This is a genomic window from Candidatus Clostridium stratigraminis (assembly GCF_045310675.1).
Taxonomy (GTDB): Bacteria; Bacillota; Clostridia; order Clostridiales; family Clostridiaceae; genus Clostridium_AT; species Clostridium_AT stratigraminis.
In genome coordinates this window covers 621,092-639,964 of the sequence record NZ_JBJHZZ010000001.1, presented here as the reverse complement: position 1 = coordinate 639,964, position 18,873 = coordinate 621,092, and the positions used below count along the sequence as shown (strand labels likewise).

The following is an 18,873-nucleotide window of genomic DNA, read 5'->3' as shown; positions in this document are numbered from 1 at the left end:
AGGTTATTTCAACATTTTAAGTTTTTTCATATTTATTATATATAATATTTAGCATTAAAGCTATTTATTTTAAAAAAATAAGGAAGGATTCTATCCTTCCTTTAAGCTTACTCTAAATAAAAGTTTTTATTTCTTTATTAATTCTTAATTTGTAAATTCCAATTAAGAGAAAGGTACAGGCAAAGGCTAGTAAAATCACTATATTAATCAATACATCACTGAAACTATTTCCAGCTTGAAGCTTAGTTATTGCTGAAAGAGCCCATTTTTGAGGCATAAAGCTGGAAACCTTTTGAACTGCTGTGGGCATCAAATTAGTATCCCAGAAACATCCTCCTAGCATGCAGGTTGGTGTGATTATTAGTGTGGACAGTCCACCTGCTTGAGAAGTATCTTCAGTAAAGGCGACAATTAAAATTCCAAGACCAATAGCTACCAGTCCAAAACATAGTAAAATTAAAATAAGCTCTAAAGAAGGTACATAGGTCTCCACCCTAAATATTTTAATTGTAAATAATACAACCACTGAAGCCTGTATTGCCATAATCAATAAATTAGCAAGCATATTCCCAATTAAATAGTTTTTAGAATTAACTGGAGAGGAAAGTATTCTATAATAGGTTCTATTTCTTTTTTCCTTTAAAATTAAATTAGAAGTTGTGGTTGCACCAAGCATCATAAACATCACTAAAAATCCTAAACTCTGTAAGGTAACTGCCTTACTACGAAACTGGTCCTTAACCGCCGTTTTTTCTATAACTATGCCATTATCTTTATATTGGTTGTAAATTTTATTAAAGGTTTCAATATTACCTTTTGAAGCCGTACTAATATCAAGAAGGTTTTGAATATATACTTCCAGGCTATTTTTTATCCAGACAGTAGTATCTTCTCCCTTTAAAGTGATCAGTTGAATTTCCTTAAAACTTTTGTTATAAATACTTTTGCTGAAATCTCTAGGAATTACTAAAACACAATCCACCTTTCCATCTGACACTGAACTATTAATATTGCTGCTACTTATATTTGTAATTCTGTATTTATCGTTCCCTTTTAGCGATTTTATTAAATCTTTAGATAATACTGAATTTTCTTCGTCACTTATTCCTAATCTAATATTGCCCGATCCTGCATTAGAGTAAAGTGCTAAGGAAATCATGACACTAGCTATAGGTATTATTAAAATGACTATTAGGTTGCTTTTTTTTCTAAATATCATCTTTAAGGTATTTAAAGCTACTAATATTGAATTTCTCAAGACACTTTCTCCTCTCTATATTTTATTGAAGCCGCCATTAGGAAAACTACTGCTACCATTAAATTAATAAGTATGGCTAGTAGTACTTTACTATAGTCATTACTATATATTACATTGAATAGAGCGTCATTAATCCATTTCAAAGGCGAAATTTGTGCAATAGTTGTTAGTATATTGCTGCCAAACTGTTCAAGAGGAAAATAACCTCCGCCAAGCAGCACAATAATAGGGATTATGGCGTTTAAAAGCCCGTTTGCTGCAGTTTCATTTTTCACTAAAAAGGCAATCCCTTGTCCTAAGCTAACAGCCATAATTATCTCGGATAATATAATTAATCCGAATATTAGCATGTTCTCCCCTAAATATGCATTTAAAACATATTTACTGAATAAAACTACGACAATCATTTGGAATATTGTTAAAATAACGCTTCCAAATAATTTTCCAATAAAAAACTCATATCTTTTTATTGGGCTAATAAGCACCCTGTTATAAGTTTTTCTTACTCTTTCCTTTATAATCCCATAGGAAGCTGTCATGGAGCTGTATAATATTATAAGAGTTAACATAGTAACTGCGTAATAATCTTTTGCTCTAGGTGCTCTATTCTTTTCTAAGCCAACTGTTTTTACAAGTTCTGAATTTGTTTTGCTGCTTACTATCTCATTTAAGGCTGCTGGATTCACCTTTGAGATTTCATAATATAAATTATATCTATCTACAAAGGAACTTAAAGAGCTTTCTATAAGTCCGGCTGAAAAGTCAAATCTATTATTTTTGTAAAGAGTTAGCTTATTTTCCTTTTCATCGATTTTTATATATGCATTATAAGCAGCATCTTTAACACTTTTAATTCCATCTTCTTCATTATTTATTTTCAAAAATTGCACACCCATATTCTTTAGACTACTTTCAAAACCTTCAAAAGCCTTTTCTAGATTTCCAATTCCCGTACTAGAATATATTACTTTTGTATTGAAATTAATTTTTTCTCCTTCAAAAACTCCAGAAAGAGCTAAGCCTAAAATACTCATTAATACAATAGGGAACAGCACCATCAGTATCATAGCTCCTCTATTTCTTAAGTTGTGTTTTATATCTTTTATTATTATTTTTATTATATTCATAGCCTAATCCCTCAACTTTCTGCCAGTTAAGGTTAGAAATACCGTTTCAAGATCTGGAACCTTACTTTCGATATTTTTAATGTTAATCTTATTTGAAGTGAAATATAATATAAGTTTATCTAGATTATTTAATTCTTTTTCACTGTTTATTTTAATTGTATTCTCCTCTATTTCTACTGTTTTTACTCCTTGTATTTCTTTAAGCTTTTCCTCTCTTACTCTAGAAGCATCACTTACAGTAATTGCAACTGTATTAGAATCTGTAATTATTGACTTTAATTCTTCCTTCGTTCCTTCTGCTATTACCTTACCATGGTCCATTATAGCTACCATAGTGCAGATTTCTTCAACTTCCTCCATATAGTGTGATGTATATATTATTGTACAGCCCATCTCGTTCAGCCTTTTAACTGACTGCAGAATATGATTCCTTGACTGAGGATCTATTCCCACTGTAGGTTCATCCATAATTATGAGCTTTGGTCTATGGGCGATGGCACAAGCTATATTTAGTCTTCGTTTCATACCACCAGAGAACTCGTTAGGCAGGCTCTTTAATTTGTCCTTTAACCCTACAAAGTCCAGTGCCTCCTCAGCTCTTTCCCTTAATTCCTTACCTTTAAGGCCATAAAGACTTGCAAAAAACTTCACATTCTCAAAGGCCGAAAGATCTTCGTAAATTGCTATATCCTGAGGTACTACCCCCAAATTTCTTTTAATATCAATACCATGCTTACTAATGTGTTGACCCAAGACTTCAATACTTCCAGAATTCATATTTAGAAGTCCAGCTATAATATTAATAATTGTGCTTTTACCTGCACCGTTAGGTCCTAGAAGTCCAAATATTTCACCTTCTTCAATACTTAAATTTACCTTATCAACTGCAGCTACATCCCCAAACATTTTAACTAAGCCTTCTATTTGTAAAATCTTCACCACAAACCACCTCATTAAATAAACTATAATATTATAATATATAAAAAAAGACCTCCTAGTAAGTGTAGGAAGTCACTATTAGCTATGACAAAAGTCATATAAGTAATGTGTCATATGGATGCCATTATCCCATATAGTAAATAGCAATTTGTGTTCTATGGGAAAGTCCTGTTTTATCTAGAATGGAAGTTATATAGTTTTTAACTGTCCCTTCAGAAATAAAGAGACTCTTTGATATTTCCTTATTAGAAAAGCCCTTTGAAATTAGTTTCATTATTTGCAGTTCTCTTTCTGAAAATAAGCTTTCATCAAATTTTCTCTTCTTTACATTTAATCCTTCTTTAAGTTTTTCTAAGGCAATATCTTGTATTACAGAATTTCCTGCATAAACCATATTTATTGCTTCTCTTATTCTATCGGGAGAATTATTTTTAAGAAGATACCCCTTTGCTCCGTTTTTTACTGCTTGAAAAATGAATTCATCATCGTCAAAAGTTGTTAATATTATTGTTTTTGTCTTAGTTTTTAAGGATATCTCTTTTACTGCTTGTACTCCATTCATAATAGGCATTCGTACATCTAACAAGGCTATATCTATATTATCTTTTAAGCAGTATTCCACTGCCTTTTGACCGTTTTCTACACAAGCTGCCACCTCAAAGGCTTCATCCATGCTAAGAATAATTTTTAAACTTTCTCTTATGAGCGAATCATCATCGGCAATTAGAAGTCTTATGGCCAAAATAATCACACCTTTCAATAGGATTTAAATTTTAACTGGTAATAAAAAAATAACAGAAAATCCAGCTGATCCATCTATAATAACTTTACCGCCAGCACCTTCTGTCCTTTCTTCAAAGCCAATTATTCCAATACCCTTAATAAGCTTATTTGCACCTATTCCATTGTCTTTAACTTCACACTTAATATATTTATTTAATACTTCTATACTTACACTTACCTTAGTAGCATTAGAATGCTTTATTATATTTGTTAAAGCTTCTATTATATTCTCCTGCAGAATCTTCCACTGCAGGTTTGTAACTATCTCTAATTCCCCTTTAAGATATAGTAATCCTATAATATTACTAGAAAGCATAAATTCATCTAAAATAAGCTTGATTTTATTTATTCCAAGCTGCTCTTTAGGAGGCTTAACATTTCTTAAGGTAACCCTTATATTATCCATTCCAGCCCTTAAGGTGTCTATAGAATTTTGCAGCATATGTTCTGCTTCGTATTTATCCCTTTGAAGTAAAACTTTGGCTGCCTCCAATTGCATCAAACTTCCAGCAATAGTGTGCCCTATTTTATCATGTATTTCCTGGGCAATTTTATTTCTTTCTTCTAACTGAGACATATATTTTATCTGATTCTTATAATCTAAATTTTTACTTAAATTATTTTTCAAATTATAATTCTTTTCCCTAAGTTCATTTCCCGTCTTTAATAGATCATTTATTTTTTTATAGCTTTTATTAGAAAGTAAATTAATAAGGCAGCTTAACAGTAATATTAAAATATATTCTGGTATGAAATTTTCCTTTAGGAAAAAAATCTGAGTAATACTTAATATGTGTGCAATAATCATAAAGTTCTCATAATATAAAGAGAAAACTTCATAAAGTCCTAAAGGCATTAGCAAAATAAATAAATTGTTTATAAATTTAAAACTTATAAATAATAATATTAATGAACAAAAGGCCAATAAAATCTTTAATGGCCTATTTTTAATGATATACATAAACATGGTTATACAGATATAACATAAGAATAATAGTATAAAGGATGAATTGATAGCATTCGCCATTAAAACGGTCTTTAATAAAATATATATTATTATAAATAACTTGCTTAAAATAATCCAAGTTTCCATGTTAAATCCTGCTTACAATATTAATTATTAAAGTATCAATAAACTCTGCTGGTAAATGAATAATGTAATAGGATAATGGGCTTACAAGGAAAACTATCATTATAATAAACTGGTATTGATATATTCTATCTGATATATTATAGAATAACTTTGGAAATAGGTCTCTTAATATATGGAAACCATCAAAACCAGGAATTGGTATTAAATTCAATACAAACAGCATACAGTTCATTTCTACAGATAAAGATAATATATAGTAGATTATTGTATCTAAATTTGAATTTAAATTTATACCACTCAGAAATTTAACATAAAGGGCTAAAACTAAGGCCGATAGAAAAGCTATTACCAAATTTGCTAATGGTCCAGCTATAGAAACCTTTAAATCATCTTTATAATAATTTTTATAGGCGCTAGGATTAGTTTGAACTGGCTTTGCCCATCCAAAATGAACAATTAATATCATGATAAATCCTATTGGATCAATATGCACAAGAGGATTGAGCGTTAGCCTTCCTTGGAATCTTGGAGTTTTATCTCCTAATTTATCTGCAACGTAGGCATGGGCATACTCATGAAAAGTAAGCCCTAGTAATATGCCTGGTATTAAAAGAACTGTATATAAAATCTGATTACTCACTGTAATCCTCCTTTTAGTGGTCACGACTGAGTTAAAGACTACTCGCTCCCGCTCGTAAAACTACTCGTTAAAGCCCATTTAGGGCTTTAACCTCCATATTAAAAGGCTTTTTTACTTAATATTCCCTGAGATACTGAATATACGCCAGCATTATATATCTGCAAAAATTGTCCTTCATATTGTACTTCTTTATTTTCTTTAATATTATATACTATACCCTTAAGATTATCATTAGTATAAATATTACCTTCACCTGTAACATATATATCTTCAGCCTTTGCAGGATTCTTTAAATCTATACTTTTCCAATTACTTGTACTCTCGCTTATATTTCCATAGTATATCTTTGTAATATAATCGCCTTCTCGTTTACCTATATATAAATTGTTCTCTTCATCAGTGGCAAGAAGAGCTGGGCTTGTAACTCCCTTAATATTTATAGGATTTTGGATACCAGTAACATATATTTTATGATATGTTAAATTCTCGTAGGCCATTCTTGAATCAGTTCTAAAGGTTACTATATTACCAGTAAAATAGCTATTAATCTTAAGCTTATTCATTCGAGCCATTACATCTATTGAATAAATACTGTTTCTGCTTCCACTGTGCCCAATTTTAGCGTATATCATATTTGTAATACTAAACTCTAAATCCTGAACTTCTGACTGTTTATCTGGTAAGGAAATAAATACTGGATTTCCTTTATTATCATTATTTATATCAAATTTTTTATCCTTTTGAGGCTCATATCTTGATAATTTTATTGAATCACCATTTGTGGTGGTCTTTTTTTCAGCAATTAACAGATTATCAACATCAGCCGACCATTTATAATAGGACAATTTTATATTTTTATCAAAGTTTACTTCTTTTAATTCTCCTGTCTGTATATTAACTACTTTCAAAATATCATTTTCATAATAAGCTAAATATTTTCCATCAAAAGAAACGCTTAATTTTGTTGCACTGCTTGGTACATTTATTTTTACATTTTTTACAGCGACTTTTTTACTATTATCTACCTTTTTAGCTTGAAAATTTGTTTCAGTTACAAAATAAAATTTATCTAAATATAAAAGTACAGAAGACTGTAAAATCAAAGAAATTACAATCCAAGTAACTATCCTTTTGAAGTTATTCATAATTTCCTCCTAAAATAAGTTATATCTTGTCTCTTAACTAATATCAATGTATTCTTAAGATTTTACTATTACTACTTTTCTTAAATAAGTTATAACTTATCTTTCAACGTATACTGCAGTAGCTACAGACCTCTCCCCTAATGGATCACTAGGATTACTTATAACTCCGCCATCATAATACATGGTAGAGGAAGATCCTCCGTCAAGATTTGTAGCATTCCATGCTCCAAACTGAAGCATTATCTGCTGAACATCCTGAAGGCTGGCACCAAGCTTTAAACCTTGTCTACCATCTATAACAAGCATTAATATTGTTCCATCTTGTTTCTGTCCTATGGCCGTTCTTGGATTAGGTCCTGCATCTAATCCCTTCTGAGCTTTTCCATTAACAATAAGTGCTGGACCAAAAGCAATGGCTTGAGTTGCCCTTTCCTTTTTTAAATCTGCAAGGCTTTTTTGTCCTATTATTAAGTGGCCATCACTTGACATAGCCATAACACTTGTTTTTTCATTTTCAGACATATCATTAAAAATTACATTTCCGTTAGAAATAACAAAACCTAATGGAGTTCCACCTGTCCCTGCCCAAACTTTACCATCAGAGGATTTATCAGTGAAACCTCCACCGTTAATTGCTGCTATGGCATTATTATTTTCGGCTATTTGACTGGTTCTTTGCCCTTCTTTACCAAGCTTTTTCGTATAGCCAACTTTGATCCTAGATGGATCTTTTATTTCAAGCATGTACCCATCAAATTTTTTCCCAGGTATATCATATCTTGTAATTGTATCGTCATGGCTATTAGAAATCTTGACATCATTTAGCTGCTCATCAGCAGTACTTCCGGTAGTCCATGAGCCTAAATTGTTCGCATCTCTATTTAATATTTTGCTAATACTGTCTTTTGAAAGGAAAGTAGTAGCTAAATATTGATGAGTCTTAGTCTGCATTATTGCACTAACCATTGATTTCTTCACATTTTGAAAAGGTCCATAATAAAGCAGAAATGGCCCAGTTACACCAGTAAAAATTATTTCAAATATAATGAACATTATAAAAAATTTCCATGAAAATTTTTTCTTTGTTTTCTTCTTATTACTTTTACCCTTAGTAGTCATTTTCATTAACATCCTTTCTCTTTTCTACATATTTATATATACTTTGTAATTTTCAATTTATGTTTTATACAAATACATTAATAATTCTACTATAAAACAGTCCAATTTAAAATAGTATTTCTAAAGTAAATATGTAAAAGAATTTTAAATTCCTATTAAATTTGTAAATCAAAAAGAGGTTGCTTCAAACAACCCCTAAAACTTATTATAGTCTTTTTGAGGATTCATAGGCTAAAGGTGATCTTTCACATTCATCGTATTTTAAGCTCACCTGACAACACAGCTCGCTTCCCTTCATTCTTTCAGCCGCGTAACATAACCCGTTAGATCTTGAATCTAAGAAGGGCTGGTCTATCTGCTCAGGATCCCCAATTAGTATAAGCTTTGTTCCTTCTCCTACCCTAGTTATTATAGCCTTTACCTGTTTGGGAGATAAATTTTGTGCTTCATCAATTATTACCCAATTTTTCACAATGGATCTTCCTCTTAAAAATGCCACGGCTTCAGTCGTTATTATCTTCCTATCAAATAATTCTCTAACCTTATCATCTAATTCTTTTTCATTTTTGTACCTTTCCTTTTCATCTGAATCCACAAGTATTTGAAGATTATCAAAAATGGGTCTCATAAACGGAGATATTTTCTCCTGCTCAGTGCCCGGTAAAAATCCTATATCTTCATCCATTGTAACATTGGGTCTACATACTAAAATTTTTCTATACTGACAAGAGTTTTCCTCCATCACCTTTTGAAGTCCAACAGCTAAGGAAAATAAAGTTTTTGCTGTTCCTGCTGGCCCTTTTATTATTACTAGTGGTACCTTATCTGCATCCATATATAAAGCTTCTAGAATAAATTTTTGGCCAACATTTCTTGCAGCAATTCCTAGCGGATTCATTTCTTTAAATAATAGAGGTATAACTAATTTTCCATCATATCTGCCTAAGGCACTTTTCCTTGGATTATTTATAGCATGTATGATTAAAAATTGATTTATTATAAGTTCAGGTAAGTAATAGTCATCTTCTTCTGCTCCGTAGCATAGTAAGTCCTCTACTTCCATATATTTTTTTTGATAAAACTCATCTATTTTTTCTGATGCAGTATAAACCTCTGCTCTTCCAGTATATTGACTTTCATATTCTGGTACTAGTTCATCATAGAAATCATTTGAATCAATGTCTACAATATCAGCTTTTATTCTCTCAAATATGTCCTTTGTAATTAAACAAACCTCATTCCCCTTCTCCATTAAGCCCTTGCATACCTGTATTATTCTATTATCTGCCTTATGCCTGCTCCAGGACTGAGGAATTTCAGTATCATAATGATTCATTTCCACCCTAAGCTTCCCTCCGCTTGGAAGCTCAATACCCTTATTAAGCTTACCTTCTTTCCTTAACTTATCTAAAATCCTAGCTGCATGTCTAGCATTGGAACCTAAATCACTTTTATCCTTTTTAAAAGAGTCCAGTTCCTCCAAAACCACCTCAGGAATTACAACATCATTGTTGCCAAATGAGAAAAGTGCGTTTGGCGAATACAAAATGACATTTGTATCTAATACATAGGTTTTTTTCAAAATATTGTCCTCCTTTACATCAGGCATAATAATTAAGTATTGAGAAAAATATATATTATTAATATAATATGATTAGTTGCTAATTTGTGTATTAATATACTGTTAAAAAATAATATGCTTTAATTATCAAAACTATGATTCATGTGAGTTTTCTTTGACAATGAATAATATTTATTATATAATATAACTAATTACTTAATAAGGATGTGAATCAATGGATAATTTGACTGAAGTTTTTAAAGATAAGAAGTTAAAACTAACTCCTCAGAGGATTGCAGTATACAAATATCTTAAGGCTACAAAAGAGCACCCATCAGCAGAGGTTATTTATAAAGCCCTTCAACCTGAATACAGTACAATGAGCTTAGCTACAGTTTACAAAGCTCTTAAAACACTTGTTGAAGTTGGATTAATTCAGGAATTAAATGTAGGAGAAGGAAACTTCAGATATGATGGTAATATGTGTGATCACTCTCATATACAATGCTTGAGCTGTGGTAGAGTTGATGATATTGAAGGCTTCTGCTTATCCGATTTAAATCAAACAATTAAATCTCATACTGATTATGAAGTTTTGACTAATCAAGTGTACTTTTACGGACTATGCAAAGAATGTCAAAACAAACCTTCAAATAATTACGAAGAATAATATTTAAATTTTTAAATAAAAAGATATGTAGAACTAATCCTACATATCTATTTTTTTATTTGTAAGCTTCATTAATTATATCTTGCCACTCATTACCAGTATATTTGCCTTGCAATATGTTATCTATTTTACCTGAGATAATGCTGTGAAGCTTACCAGGCATACTATAAGCGTAAATTATACTATTATCATCTGCCAAAGACAAATGCTTAGCAACAACCTGGGAGGTACCAACTAGGTTTTCATTTGTTTTTTTACTGCTAGTAATATAATCTTTTTTACTTAACATTTTTTGAGTTTCATCACCAATTACATATTTAATAAATTTGCCCGCCTCTTCAGTATTTTTTCCATTTGAAGGCATGCATATTAGACTATTTACTATTACCGGTATTTTTTCTTTCTTATTTGGAGTTACAATATAATTTTCAATTAAGCTGACATTCTCAGCTTTAATTTTATTAAAGTAATAGGCATAACTAATTACCATGGGTATATTTCCCTTTGCTAAGGCAGTAAAGCTGCTTTCATTGCCAAGTTCAAATAATTTTTTATTAATAGAGCTCGTTCTTACCAAATTATTAATGGAATTAAAAAGAGTTTGCATATCATTTAATTTTTTATATTCATCCTTATTATCATAAATTGAATCTAAACTTGAAATTTTCATTGTATTGCTTGCTATTATAGAAGATAACATTAAGTTGATATCTAAGTCTTCTGGAACTACTACAGGAATTTTAACATTATTATCATTTAGCCTTTTAGCAATGTTTAAAATATCTTTAATATTTGTAAGGGGTGTAATTCCAAGTTTATTAAGTGCATCAGAATTATAATATACTTCAAAAGAGAAAGGTAGTATTGATATGCCATAATATTTATCACCTACTCTACCATAAGCAGGAATGATATTATAAAAACTATCATTAATTTTATTTTTTTCGTAATATTGCCCCATATCACTTATCAAACCCTTTTCTGACAATTCAATCATTGTGTTTCTGGCGGTTATTATTAAATCTGCCATTGTGCCTTTACTTATATCACTGGCGATATTATCAGCTCCAAGGACATCATTTATTTTAAGCTTTGTATCCGGATTATCTTTTTTGTATTCATCAGTTAAGAATTTTATAATATTTATAGCACTTTTATCTTTAAGATCAATATATATGTTTAAATTTTTTTCATTATCGCCTTTATTCTTTTTCTGACAGGATATGCCTGAGAAAACAAAAATAATAGCTAATATGAGAATAAATATATTCTTCCTTTTCATTTCTCACTTACCTCCTTTCAAATACTCATAATTCTTAGGATTATTAACCTCCTAATATAAATTATATAAAAACCTTAAATTTATTTTATGTAAAATAATTAAATATATAATTACTTCATATAATTAAAGTGGAGGTGAATTATATGAAATTTAGGGTAATTTTTCTAAAGAAAAAACATATCTACTACATAATTCTATCAATAATTCTAATCATCCTATTTATCATTCTTCTTTTAACTAAGAAAGCTACTGAAACCTTTAACACTCTTGTTAGTGATAACAAGATGATACGAGCAGATTTAACTGGTGATGGTAAAAAAGATATACTTTATATTAAAACCGAAAAGGACAAGTATTATTTGGAAGTAAATACAGGAGAGAAAAGTTTTTATTTAGAACCGGATAAGAAGCTAGCTACAGCAGGTATTTACGATGAATTCAACCCTCTTAAGATAACTCTAATGGATATTACGAGAGATAAAACTCCTGAAATTTTTATTCAGTCTAATCAAAAGGGCACATCGCTGCAGCATATTTTTTTCTGGAACGGAGATAAATTCAACGATATTTTTTGTAGCTCCAACAACATTATTGGTTTTTATGACAGCAGTAATAATAAAACGCCAAAGTTTGTAACAGGAAAAATCGGTGCAAATAAAATAGAACTGTCTAGCTATATGTTTATGTATGATAAAGGTAAACTTGAGAATATTGTATTCAATTATAATGATAACTTTTTAGGAAGAGATACAATATATTCCTTTGTTAAATACATAGAAGGACTTCCTCAGAGTGAAGCTAATAGTCCATCAAATATATTCTATCCTGGACTAACCGGACAAGATCTTTCCGTAATTGGGAGACTAGCTGGAGAACAAAATACATATTCCTACCAAAACAGCGTATTTAAAGACAGTAAATCAGATAAAAACGGAACAATTACTGATGTTATCTGGACTCTAAATTTTAAAGCAGTTTCTAATATTAGCATCGGCAAAACAAAAAATTATACCTTAAATGTTTACTTAAGACCTGAGGGAAAGTCAGATGCTGCAAATTATTTTAAAATAGTTGCAATAACATTAAATCAATAACAGTAAAACAAAAGGGACCGTTACTCACGGTCCCAAGGGGGATGGGGGGTTCTAACATACAATTAAAATTAATATTTTATTGTATGCTTTGGAGATGTTATCTCCATTTACATTATTAATATTGACAAACATCGAAGATTTTATACATAAAAAATTTATTATTTTTTATATATATGAACACAAATTTTTATGTTCTTAAGCTTCGTTTTATATATTTTTAATATTATATTGTTTAAGAGGAGGAATGTATAATAATGTTTAGCGATAAGGAGAGAAATACCAATAAAATCGAAACACTTATTGGTGAAAGATGTAAAATAATCGGCTCTCTTCAAGGGGAAGGCTTGATAAAAATAGACGGTTTTATTGAAGGTGATATATCTTGGCAGGATGACGTTATAATAGGTGAAACCTCCTATTGTAAAAGCACAATCACTTGTAAAAATGCTTTAATAAACGGTAAAGTAGAAGGTAATGTGATATGTGAGAGCGTATTAAATTTAGAAGCCAATGGTAAAATAATAGGAGATCTTACAGTTAAAAACTTAATAGTAAAGGAAGGGGGATCCTTTGAAGGCAAGTGTACTATGCTTGTAAGTAAAAGGATCGAAGACGTCCTTGAATAAAAATAATGGAGGGCTTACCCCTCCATTATTTTATATTAAACTATCTTTTGCATGGATTGCAGCAGGAAAGATAGAATAAAGCTATGATGAATAATATGCTATTATCCACTAAAGATCCTTCTCTGTTTCCTATTCCTTCAGTTCCAGTAAGTCCAAATACTCCTGTTCCGTTAAATTGTAGGAGTATGAGAATTAGTATTACTAAAGTCGGAAAACTGCAGCAGCAATTGCTAAGACCTTTTTCATCATAACTACACTCGTTTCTGTGCTTTCTACTCATATGAACCCCCCCTTTCTTGGGCAATGGTTTAAAGTAATCTAATTTTTAACTTACGCAATTTAATAAATTTAGTTTTTGACTTAAGCTTAATTCTGTTGTTATTTGGGATATATAGATTTCTTCTGTAGCCTATGTGGGCACTGGATTCTTTAGTTAATATTTAACTCTAGTCCGTAGTAGATAACAATTAATTACACTATCTTAGGTTTATTTATGCTTAAATAAACAGCTATCAGTATATTTTATATCTGAAAAAGCAGCTGCTTATTAAAGATTCTATTTTTTCATAATCTGACTTATATTATAAAGCTGAATAATGGAATCAATAATTTGTGATCTCTCTGCATTTACTAAAGGTTTCATTGCATTTAAAAGTTCAACGCTTCTAATGTTTCCAATTGGATTTCCCCCGCCGCTCTGGCCGTTGTTAAATCCTTGAAACATATTTCTTAATTGATTAATATCAACGTTGTTTAGTAATCCTGATAATTGATTAGGGTTCATATTATTTAATAATCCCCCAATGTTATTCAAATCTAAATTATTTATATCAAAGCCATTATTACTATTATTAGTATTATTATGTTTTTTTCTTTGCTTAGACATATCATCACCCCTTATGTTATGGAGGGCTAAGTAGCCCCCCATTTTTTAAAACTTTCTGCAAGGATTGCAGCAGGAAAGGAAGAACAGTGCAATTATGAACAGAATGCTATTGTCTATTAAACTAGTGCATCCAAATATTGGCTGTTGTGGTTTTGAGGTTCCACAATCATCTTCTGAAGCTATTGGTGCAATTCCTCCAAACCAATCTCTTCTCCTATTAAACTGAAGAATTATCAGTATAAGAATTATTAAAGTTGAAAAATCACAGCAGCAATTTCCCATTCCAAAAAATGTATTTTTTTCCTCGCAACATTCATTCTTTCTTCTACCCATTAATATATCCTCCTTCTCATTAAGGGCGCTGTTTCACAGCCCAAGCTTTTTATTTTCCTGCTTTTGCTTATAATTATACTTGTGCATCATCTGTGTCTACATTAATAATGTTAGTGTTTGCTCCTCCGTCATTAAATAGGAATAGTACGGCAAAGATAATTAGAATAAACCACCCATTCCCCCCAAAGATGCCATCAAGTCCATTTTCATTTTTATCGCGGCAGTGGTGGCGACGACGACGACATCTCTTGCAGCAGCATTGGTTATTTGAGCCTCCAAAGCCAAAACCGTCTCCTCCATTGAAGATAAAGAAGATAACAAAAATAATTACCCAAATCCATATATTATTATTTGATCTTCCATCTCCACAAAAGGCACTATTAGCATCTGTTATTCTAGTAACTGCAAGCTCTTGTGATAAAGCGTTCATAATTTCTCTCCTCCTTTTAAGAAGATTATCCTATCTTTTGTTTTCTAATATATACTATTCTGTTAATAACTTTTTGACACAAAAAAATAAGCTAAGTACAAATAAATGTACTCAACTTATTTTTTGCTGCAGCATTAAAAGTGTATTTATACTATTAAAAAAACAGTGATTGAAAACAGCGTACCAATAACCTTTCTTTTCAATAAGGTAGCAATTAATAAGTCCTATAGTAATCATTACAGGCATAGATCTTAAATTAAAATGTACCATTGAAAAAATTAAGCTTGAGAGAATTGCTGAAAAATATATGCCTATTTTAGGTTTAAATAACTTCTCAAATAAAAGCCATCTAAAAGTAAATTCCTCCACCACAGGTGCAAAGATGATCATAATTGGTATCATGAATATAAATTTACTAATAGGCACCTTCATTAAATCCGTTACAATTTCTTGTTCTTTTAAGCTTAAATTAAAGTAATTTAAAATAATAGTAGTAGCTATTCCAAGAAAAATAGTAATCCCATAGGTTTCTATTGCATATTTAAATGCCCTAAAAATACTAAACTTACGAATATCGAAGTTAAATCTATTGTAATCATGAATTTCTTCATTAATACATCTTGATCCATTGCCTTCGAAATTTGCACTTTTCCTTAAATATCTTATGCTTATAATAACAATTATGAAAGGTAATAGATTCTGGGTACTTATTGAAAGAAGTAGGTATACAATACTTACTATTGTTAATAAAAATTTATTGATACCTCTTTTTACAGAGCAGCTTAAAAAAAATATTAAAGGCGGTATGTACAAAAAAATAAATACTAAAATATTTTCAAAATATTTCACTTTCCTCCTCCTTGTCTTATATAAAAATATATGTAAAGAAAGCATTTCTAAAAAATTAGAAATGCTTTTTATTTAATTATCTTAAAGATCTGAAAAGATTGTATCAATAAGTTCTTCTCTTCCTTCTTTGTTTAAAGAAGAAAAGAACATAATACTTTCATTTTTATTAAGTTCGAAGGTTTCTTTAATCAATTTTTCACTTTTAATAACTTCATTTTTAGTAAGCTTATCCTTTTTTGTAGCAACTATAACTGTTTCATGCCCGTAATGCTTTATCCATTTATACATCAGTATGTCATCATTAGTTGGTTTATGCCGGCAATCTACTAGCAAAACTACCTTCTTTAACTGGGGTCTATTTAAGAGATAAGTTTCTATTATTTTGCCCCAATTTTCCTTCTCACTTTTTGAAACTTTTGCATAACCATATCCAGGTAGATCCACAAGATAAAAGGAGTTATTTATAAGGAAAAAATTTATTAGCTTTGTTTTTCCAGGCGTTCCACTTACTTTGGCCAAACTCTTTCTATTTGTAATACTGTTAATAATAGATGATTTACCTACATTAGATCTGCCAACAAAGGCGATTTCAGCTTTATCATCCATGGGATATTGAACTTTAGTCACAGCAGAAGTTATAAATTCAGACTGCTTTATCTCCATATTATTCCTCACTTATAAGTGCATTATCAAGCACCACATCAATTTTATCAGCTAAAATGAATTTTAACTTATTTTTTATACTTTTGGGTATCTTCTGTAAGTCATTTTCATTTTCCTTAGGTATAATTACTGTATCAATGCCAGCCCTAAAGGCTGCCAAGCTTTTTTCCTTAAGGCCTCCAATTGGGAGAACCCTTCCTGTAAGGGTTATTTCACCAGTCATTGCTACATTGTGTCTTACTTTTTTAAGACTTAATGCAGATATCATAGCCGTGATCATAGTTACACCGGCTGATGGTCCATCCTTAGGGACTGCACCTTCAGGTACATGTATATGAATATCCTTCTCTTTATAAAAGCTTTCTTCAATACCGTATTTTTTTGTATTTCCTCTTACATAGCTGTACCCAGCTTTGGCTGATTCCTTCATAACGTCACCAAGTTGCCCGGTAAGCTCTAATTTCCCATTACCTGGCATAACTGATACTTCTACAGGTAATGTATCACCGCCATATCCAGTCCAAGCCATTCCAGTAACAACACCTATTTTATCATCCTTTTGAATCTTCTCATAGGTAAAACGAGCTGGACCAAGATATTTTTTGACTTGAGTTGTAGTTATATTAGCAGTATTTTTATTTTCTTCAACCATTTCAGCAATACTTTTTCTAATTAAAGTTGCAAGAGTCCTTTCTAAGGTTCTAACACCTGATTCTCTTGTATAGTTTTCAATAACATTATATAGAGCATTATCAACAATATTAAGTATTCCATCTTCTAGATTATGCTCCTTTATAAGTTTTGGTATTAAATGTTCTTTAGCTATATGAAATTTTTCTTCATAGGTATAGCCTGATACTTCTATTATTTCCATTCTATCTAAAAGTGGTCTAGGAATAGTCTCTAGACTATTTGCTGTTGTTATAAATAAAACCTTTGATAAATCAAATTCTAATTCAAGGTAATGATCTCTAAAAGTGCTGTTCTGCTCAGAATCTAAAACTTCTAAAAGCGCATCAGCAGGATCTCCTCTAAAATCATTGCTCATCTTATCTATTTCATCTAAAAGAAATAAAGGATTCTTTGATTTTGCTTGTTTCATACCATATATAATTCGTCCAGGTATTGATCCTACATATGTCTTTCTGTGGCCTCTAATTTCAGCTTCATCCTTAACCCCGCCTAAGGACATCCTAACAAAATTTCTATTAAGAGCATGTGCTATTGATTTTGCAATAGATGTCTTACCTACTCCAGGTGGTCCTACTAAACAGAGTATTGGTCCTTTTAAATTGTTACTCATATTTTTAACAGCAAGATACTCAATAACTCTTTCCTTTACATCTTCGAGCCCATAATGTTCCTTTTTAAGAATTTCTTTGGCTGATTTAATATCCAAGTTATCTTTTGTTTCATTATTCCAAGGAAGTTCTAATATCCAATCTAAATAAGTTTTGATAACTCCACCCTCAGCTGAATAAGAACCACTACCCTTTAACCTATCTAATTCATAAAGAGCCTTGTCCTTTGCTGGTTTTGGCAGCTTTGCCTTATTTATTCTATTTTTGTACCTATTTATTTCCTTTTTATCCTCGTCTTCCTCTCCAAGTTCTTCTTGAATGGCCTTTAACTGCTCCCTTAAGTAGTATTCTTTTTGGCCCTTATCTATATTGCTCTTTACCTTTACTCCTATTTTTTTCTCAATTCTTAAAATATCAATTTCATTATTTAAAATTAGAAGCAATTTTTCTAATCGCAAAGTGGTATCATAGGCATCTAAGAGTTCTTGTTTTTTATCACCCTTAAGCATTAAATAGGAGCTAATAACATCTGCTAATCTTCCTGGGATCTCCAAATCATCTAATGATATTAAAAGTTCTGTAGGCATATTCCCTGAAAACTTAATGTAGTCGTCAAAAGCTTTCCTAACGCTTCTAACAAGTGCCTCACATTTTTTATCATCAGAGCATTCTTTATCTACTAAAATCTCTACTTCTCCTTTAAAAAAAGGGTCAGACTCTGTATATTTATTTATTCTGCCTCTATTTGTACCTTCTACTAATACCCTTATGGTATCACCTGGAAGCTTTAATATCTGTTTTATAGTACAAATAGTTCCTATTTCATATATATCTGCTTCTTCAGGTTCCTCTGTTTTTGCATCCTTTTGAGAAACCAAAAATATCTCCTGATTATTTAACATTGCATCTTCTAATGCAAGTATAGATTTTTCTCTGCCTACATCAAAATGCATAACCATATACGGAAATACAGTAATACCTCTTAAGGGAATTAGAGGAAGAATCTTTATTTCATTTTCCATTTTACTCCCCTCACTTATCTAATAAGATTAGACAGCCAAGTGTCTTGATATT

20 protein-coding genes are annotated in these 18,873 nt (G+C 30.7%); 3 read left to right on the top strand and 17 right to left on the bottom strand.

The features are described 5' to 3' along the window. Positions 1-112: 112 nt before the first annotated feature. The 9 genes from ACJDUG_RS03080 to ACJDUG_RS03040 all read right to left on the bottom strand — a co-directional run bounded on the left by ACJDUG_RS03080 (position 113) and on the right by ACJDUG_RS03040 (position 9,686). On the bottom strand, positions 113-1,258 hold the full coding sequence (locus ACJDUG_RS03080; RefSeq protein WP_406768413.1) for an ABC transporter permease: 1,146 nt from the start codon (positions 1,256-1,258) through the stop codon (positions 113-115). Further along, the gene (locus tag ACJDUG_RS03075) at positions 1,255-2,385 is read right to left on the bottom strand and encodes an ABC transporter permease (RefSeq protein ID WP_406768412.1); all 1,131 of its coding nucleotides are present in this window, start codon (positions 2,383-2,385) and stop codon (positions 1,255-1,257) included. Before ACJDUG_RS03075 ends, ACJDUG_RS03080 begins: the two co-directional genes overlap by 4 nt. 3 nt (positions 2,386-2,388) lie before the next feature. Beyond that, complete coding sequence (locus tag ACJDUG_RS03070; protein ID WP_406768411.1) at positions 2,389-3,324, bottom strand: ABC transporter ATP-binding protein; 936 nt, start codon at positions 3,322-3,324, stop codon at positions 2,389-2,391. A gap of 124 nt (positions 3,325-3,448) precedes the next feature. After that, entirely contained in the window at positions 3,449-4,066 is a 618-nt protein-coding gene (locus tag ACJDUG_RS03065) for a response regulator (protein WP_406768410.1), read from the bottom strand. Between the two features lie 24 nt (positions 4,067-4,090). After that, a complete protein-coding gene (locus ACJDUG_RS03060) occupies positions 4,091-4,735 on the bottom strand; it encodes a sensor histidine kinase (protein WP_406768409.1) in 645 nt (214 codons plus the stop codon). Between the two features lie 466 nt (positions 4,736-5,201). Beyond that, positions 5,202-5,840 carry a site-2 protease family protein gene (locus tag ACJDUG_RS03055; RefSeq protein ID WP_406768408.1) on the bottom strand — a complete coding sequence of 213 codons (639 nt, stop codon included), beginning with the start codon at positions 5,838-5,840 and terminating at the stop codon, positions 5,202-5,204. 98 nt (positions 5,841-5,938) lie between these two features. Continuing rightward, the gene (locus ACJDUG_RS03050; RefSeq protein ID WP_406768407.1) at positions 5,939-6,985 is read right to left on the bottom strand and encodes a hypothetical protein; all 1,047 of its coding nucleotides are present in this window, start codon (positions 6,983-6,985) and stop codon (positions 5,939-5,941) included. A 96-nt stretch (positions 6,986-7,081) separates the two neighbouring features. Then, on the bottom strand, positions 7,082-8,110 hold the full coding sequence (locus ACJDUG_RS03045; protein WP_406768406.1) for a phosphodiester glycosidase family protein: 1,029 nt from the start codon (positions 8,108-8,110) through the stop codon (positions 7,082-7,084). A 199-nt stretch (positions 8,111-8,309) separates the two neighbouring features. Next, on the bottom strand, positions 8,310-9,686 hold the full coding sequence (locus tag ACJDUG_RS03040) for a PhoH family protein (protein ID WP_406768405.1): 1,377 nt from the start codon (positions 9,684-9,686) through the stop codon (positions 8,310-8,312). 214 nt (positions 9,687-9,900) lie between these two features. Here ACJDUG_RS03040 and perR point away from each other — a divergent pair, with 214 nt between their 5' ends. Continuing rightward, the gene (gene perR / locus ACJDUG_RS03035; RefSeq protein WP_406768404.1) at positions 9,901-10,335 is read left to right on the top strand and encodes a transcriptional regulator PerR; all 435 of its coding nucleotides are present in this window, start codon (positions 9,901-9,903) and stop codon (positions 10,333-10,335) included. A 55-nt stretch (positions 10,336-10,390) separates the two neighbouring features. On the opposite strand, the gene ACJDUG_RS03030 is transcribed toward perR, so the two are convergent. Further along, entirely contained in the window at positions 10,391-11,617 is a 1,227-nt protein-coding gene (locus ACJDUG_RS03030) for an ABC transporter substrate-binding protein (protein ID WP_406768403.1), read from the bottom strand. A 143-nt stretch (positions 11,618-11,760) separates the two neighbouring features. Here ACJDUG_RS03030 and ACJDUG_RS03025 point away from each other — a divergent pair, with 143 nt between their 5' ends. Continuing rightward, positions 11,761-12,711, top strand: a complete 951-nt coding sequence (locus tag ACJDUG_RS03025; protein ID WP_406768402.1) for an FG-GAP repeat domain-containing protein — start codon at positions 11,761-11,763, stop codon at positions 12,709-12,711. Between the two features lie 254 nt (positions 12,712-12,965). Then, a complete protein-coding gene (locus ACJDUG_RS03020; RefSeq protein ID WP_406768401.1) occupies positions 12,966-13,337 on the top strand; it encodes a bactofilin family protein in 372 nt (123 codons plus the stop codon). Positions 13,338-13,377: 40 nt separating this feature from the next. Here the strand turns inward: ACJDUG_RS03020 and ACJDUG_RS03015 are convergent, their stop codons facing one another. The 7 genes from ACJDUG_RS03015 to lon all read right to left on the bottom strand — a co-directional run bounded on the left by ACJDUG_RS03015 (position 13,378) and on the right by lon (position 18,821). Beyond that, positions 13,378-13,617, bottom strand: coding sequence for a hypothetical protein (locus tag ACJDUG_RS03015; protein ID WP_406768400.1), 240 nt, complete (start codon positions 13,615-13,617; stop codon positions 13,378-13,380). Positions 13,618-13,893: 276 nt separating this feature from the next. After that, positions 13,894-14,223: a hypothetical protein gene (locus ACJDUG_RS03010; RefSeq protein WP_406768399.1), complete on the bottom strand. Its 330-nt coding sequence runs from the start codon at positions 14,221-14,223 to the stop codon at positions 13,894-13,896. A 45-nt stretch (positions 14,224-14,268) separates the two neighbouring features. Continuing rightward, positions 14,269-14,556, bottom strand: a complete 288-nt coding sequence (locus ACJDUG_RS03005) for a hypothetical protein (RefSeq protein WP_406768398.1) — start codon at positions 14,554-14,556, stop codon at positions 14,269-14,271. A 73-nt stretch (positions 14,557-14,629) separates the two neighbouring features. After that, complete coding sequence (locus ACJDUG_RS03000; RefSeq protein ID WP_406768397.1) at positions 14,630-14,986, bottom strand: hypothetical protein; 357 nt, start codon at positions 14,984-14,986, stop codon at positions 14,630-14,632. A gap of 111 nt (positions 14,987-15,097) precedes the next feature. Beyond that, on the bottom strand, positions 15,098-15,835 hold the full coding sequence (locus tag ACJDUG_RS02995) for a CPBP family intramembrane glutamic endopeptidase (RefSeq protein WP_406768396.1): 738 nt from the start codon (positions 15,833-15,835) through the stop codon (positions 15,098-15,100). Between the two features lie 81 nt (positions 15,836-15,916). Next, a complete protein-coding gene (gene yihA, locus ACJDUG_RS02990) occupies positions 15,917-16,498 on the bottom strand; it encodes a ribosome biogenesis GTP-binding protein YihA/YsxC (protein WP_406768395.1) in 582 nt (193 codons plus the stop codon). Position 16,499: 1 nt separating this feature from the next. After that, the gene (gene lon, locus ACJDUG_RS02985) at positions 16,500-18,821 is read right to left on the bottom strand and encodes an endopeptidase La (RefSeq protein WP_406768394.1); all 2,322 of its coding nucleotides are present in this window, start codon (positions 18,819-18,821) and stop codon (positions 16,500-16,502) included. Positions 18,822-18,873 lie beyond the last annotated feature (52 nt).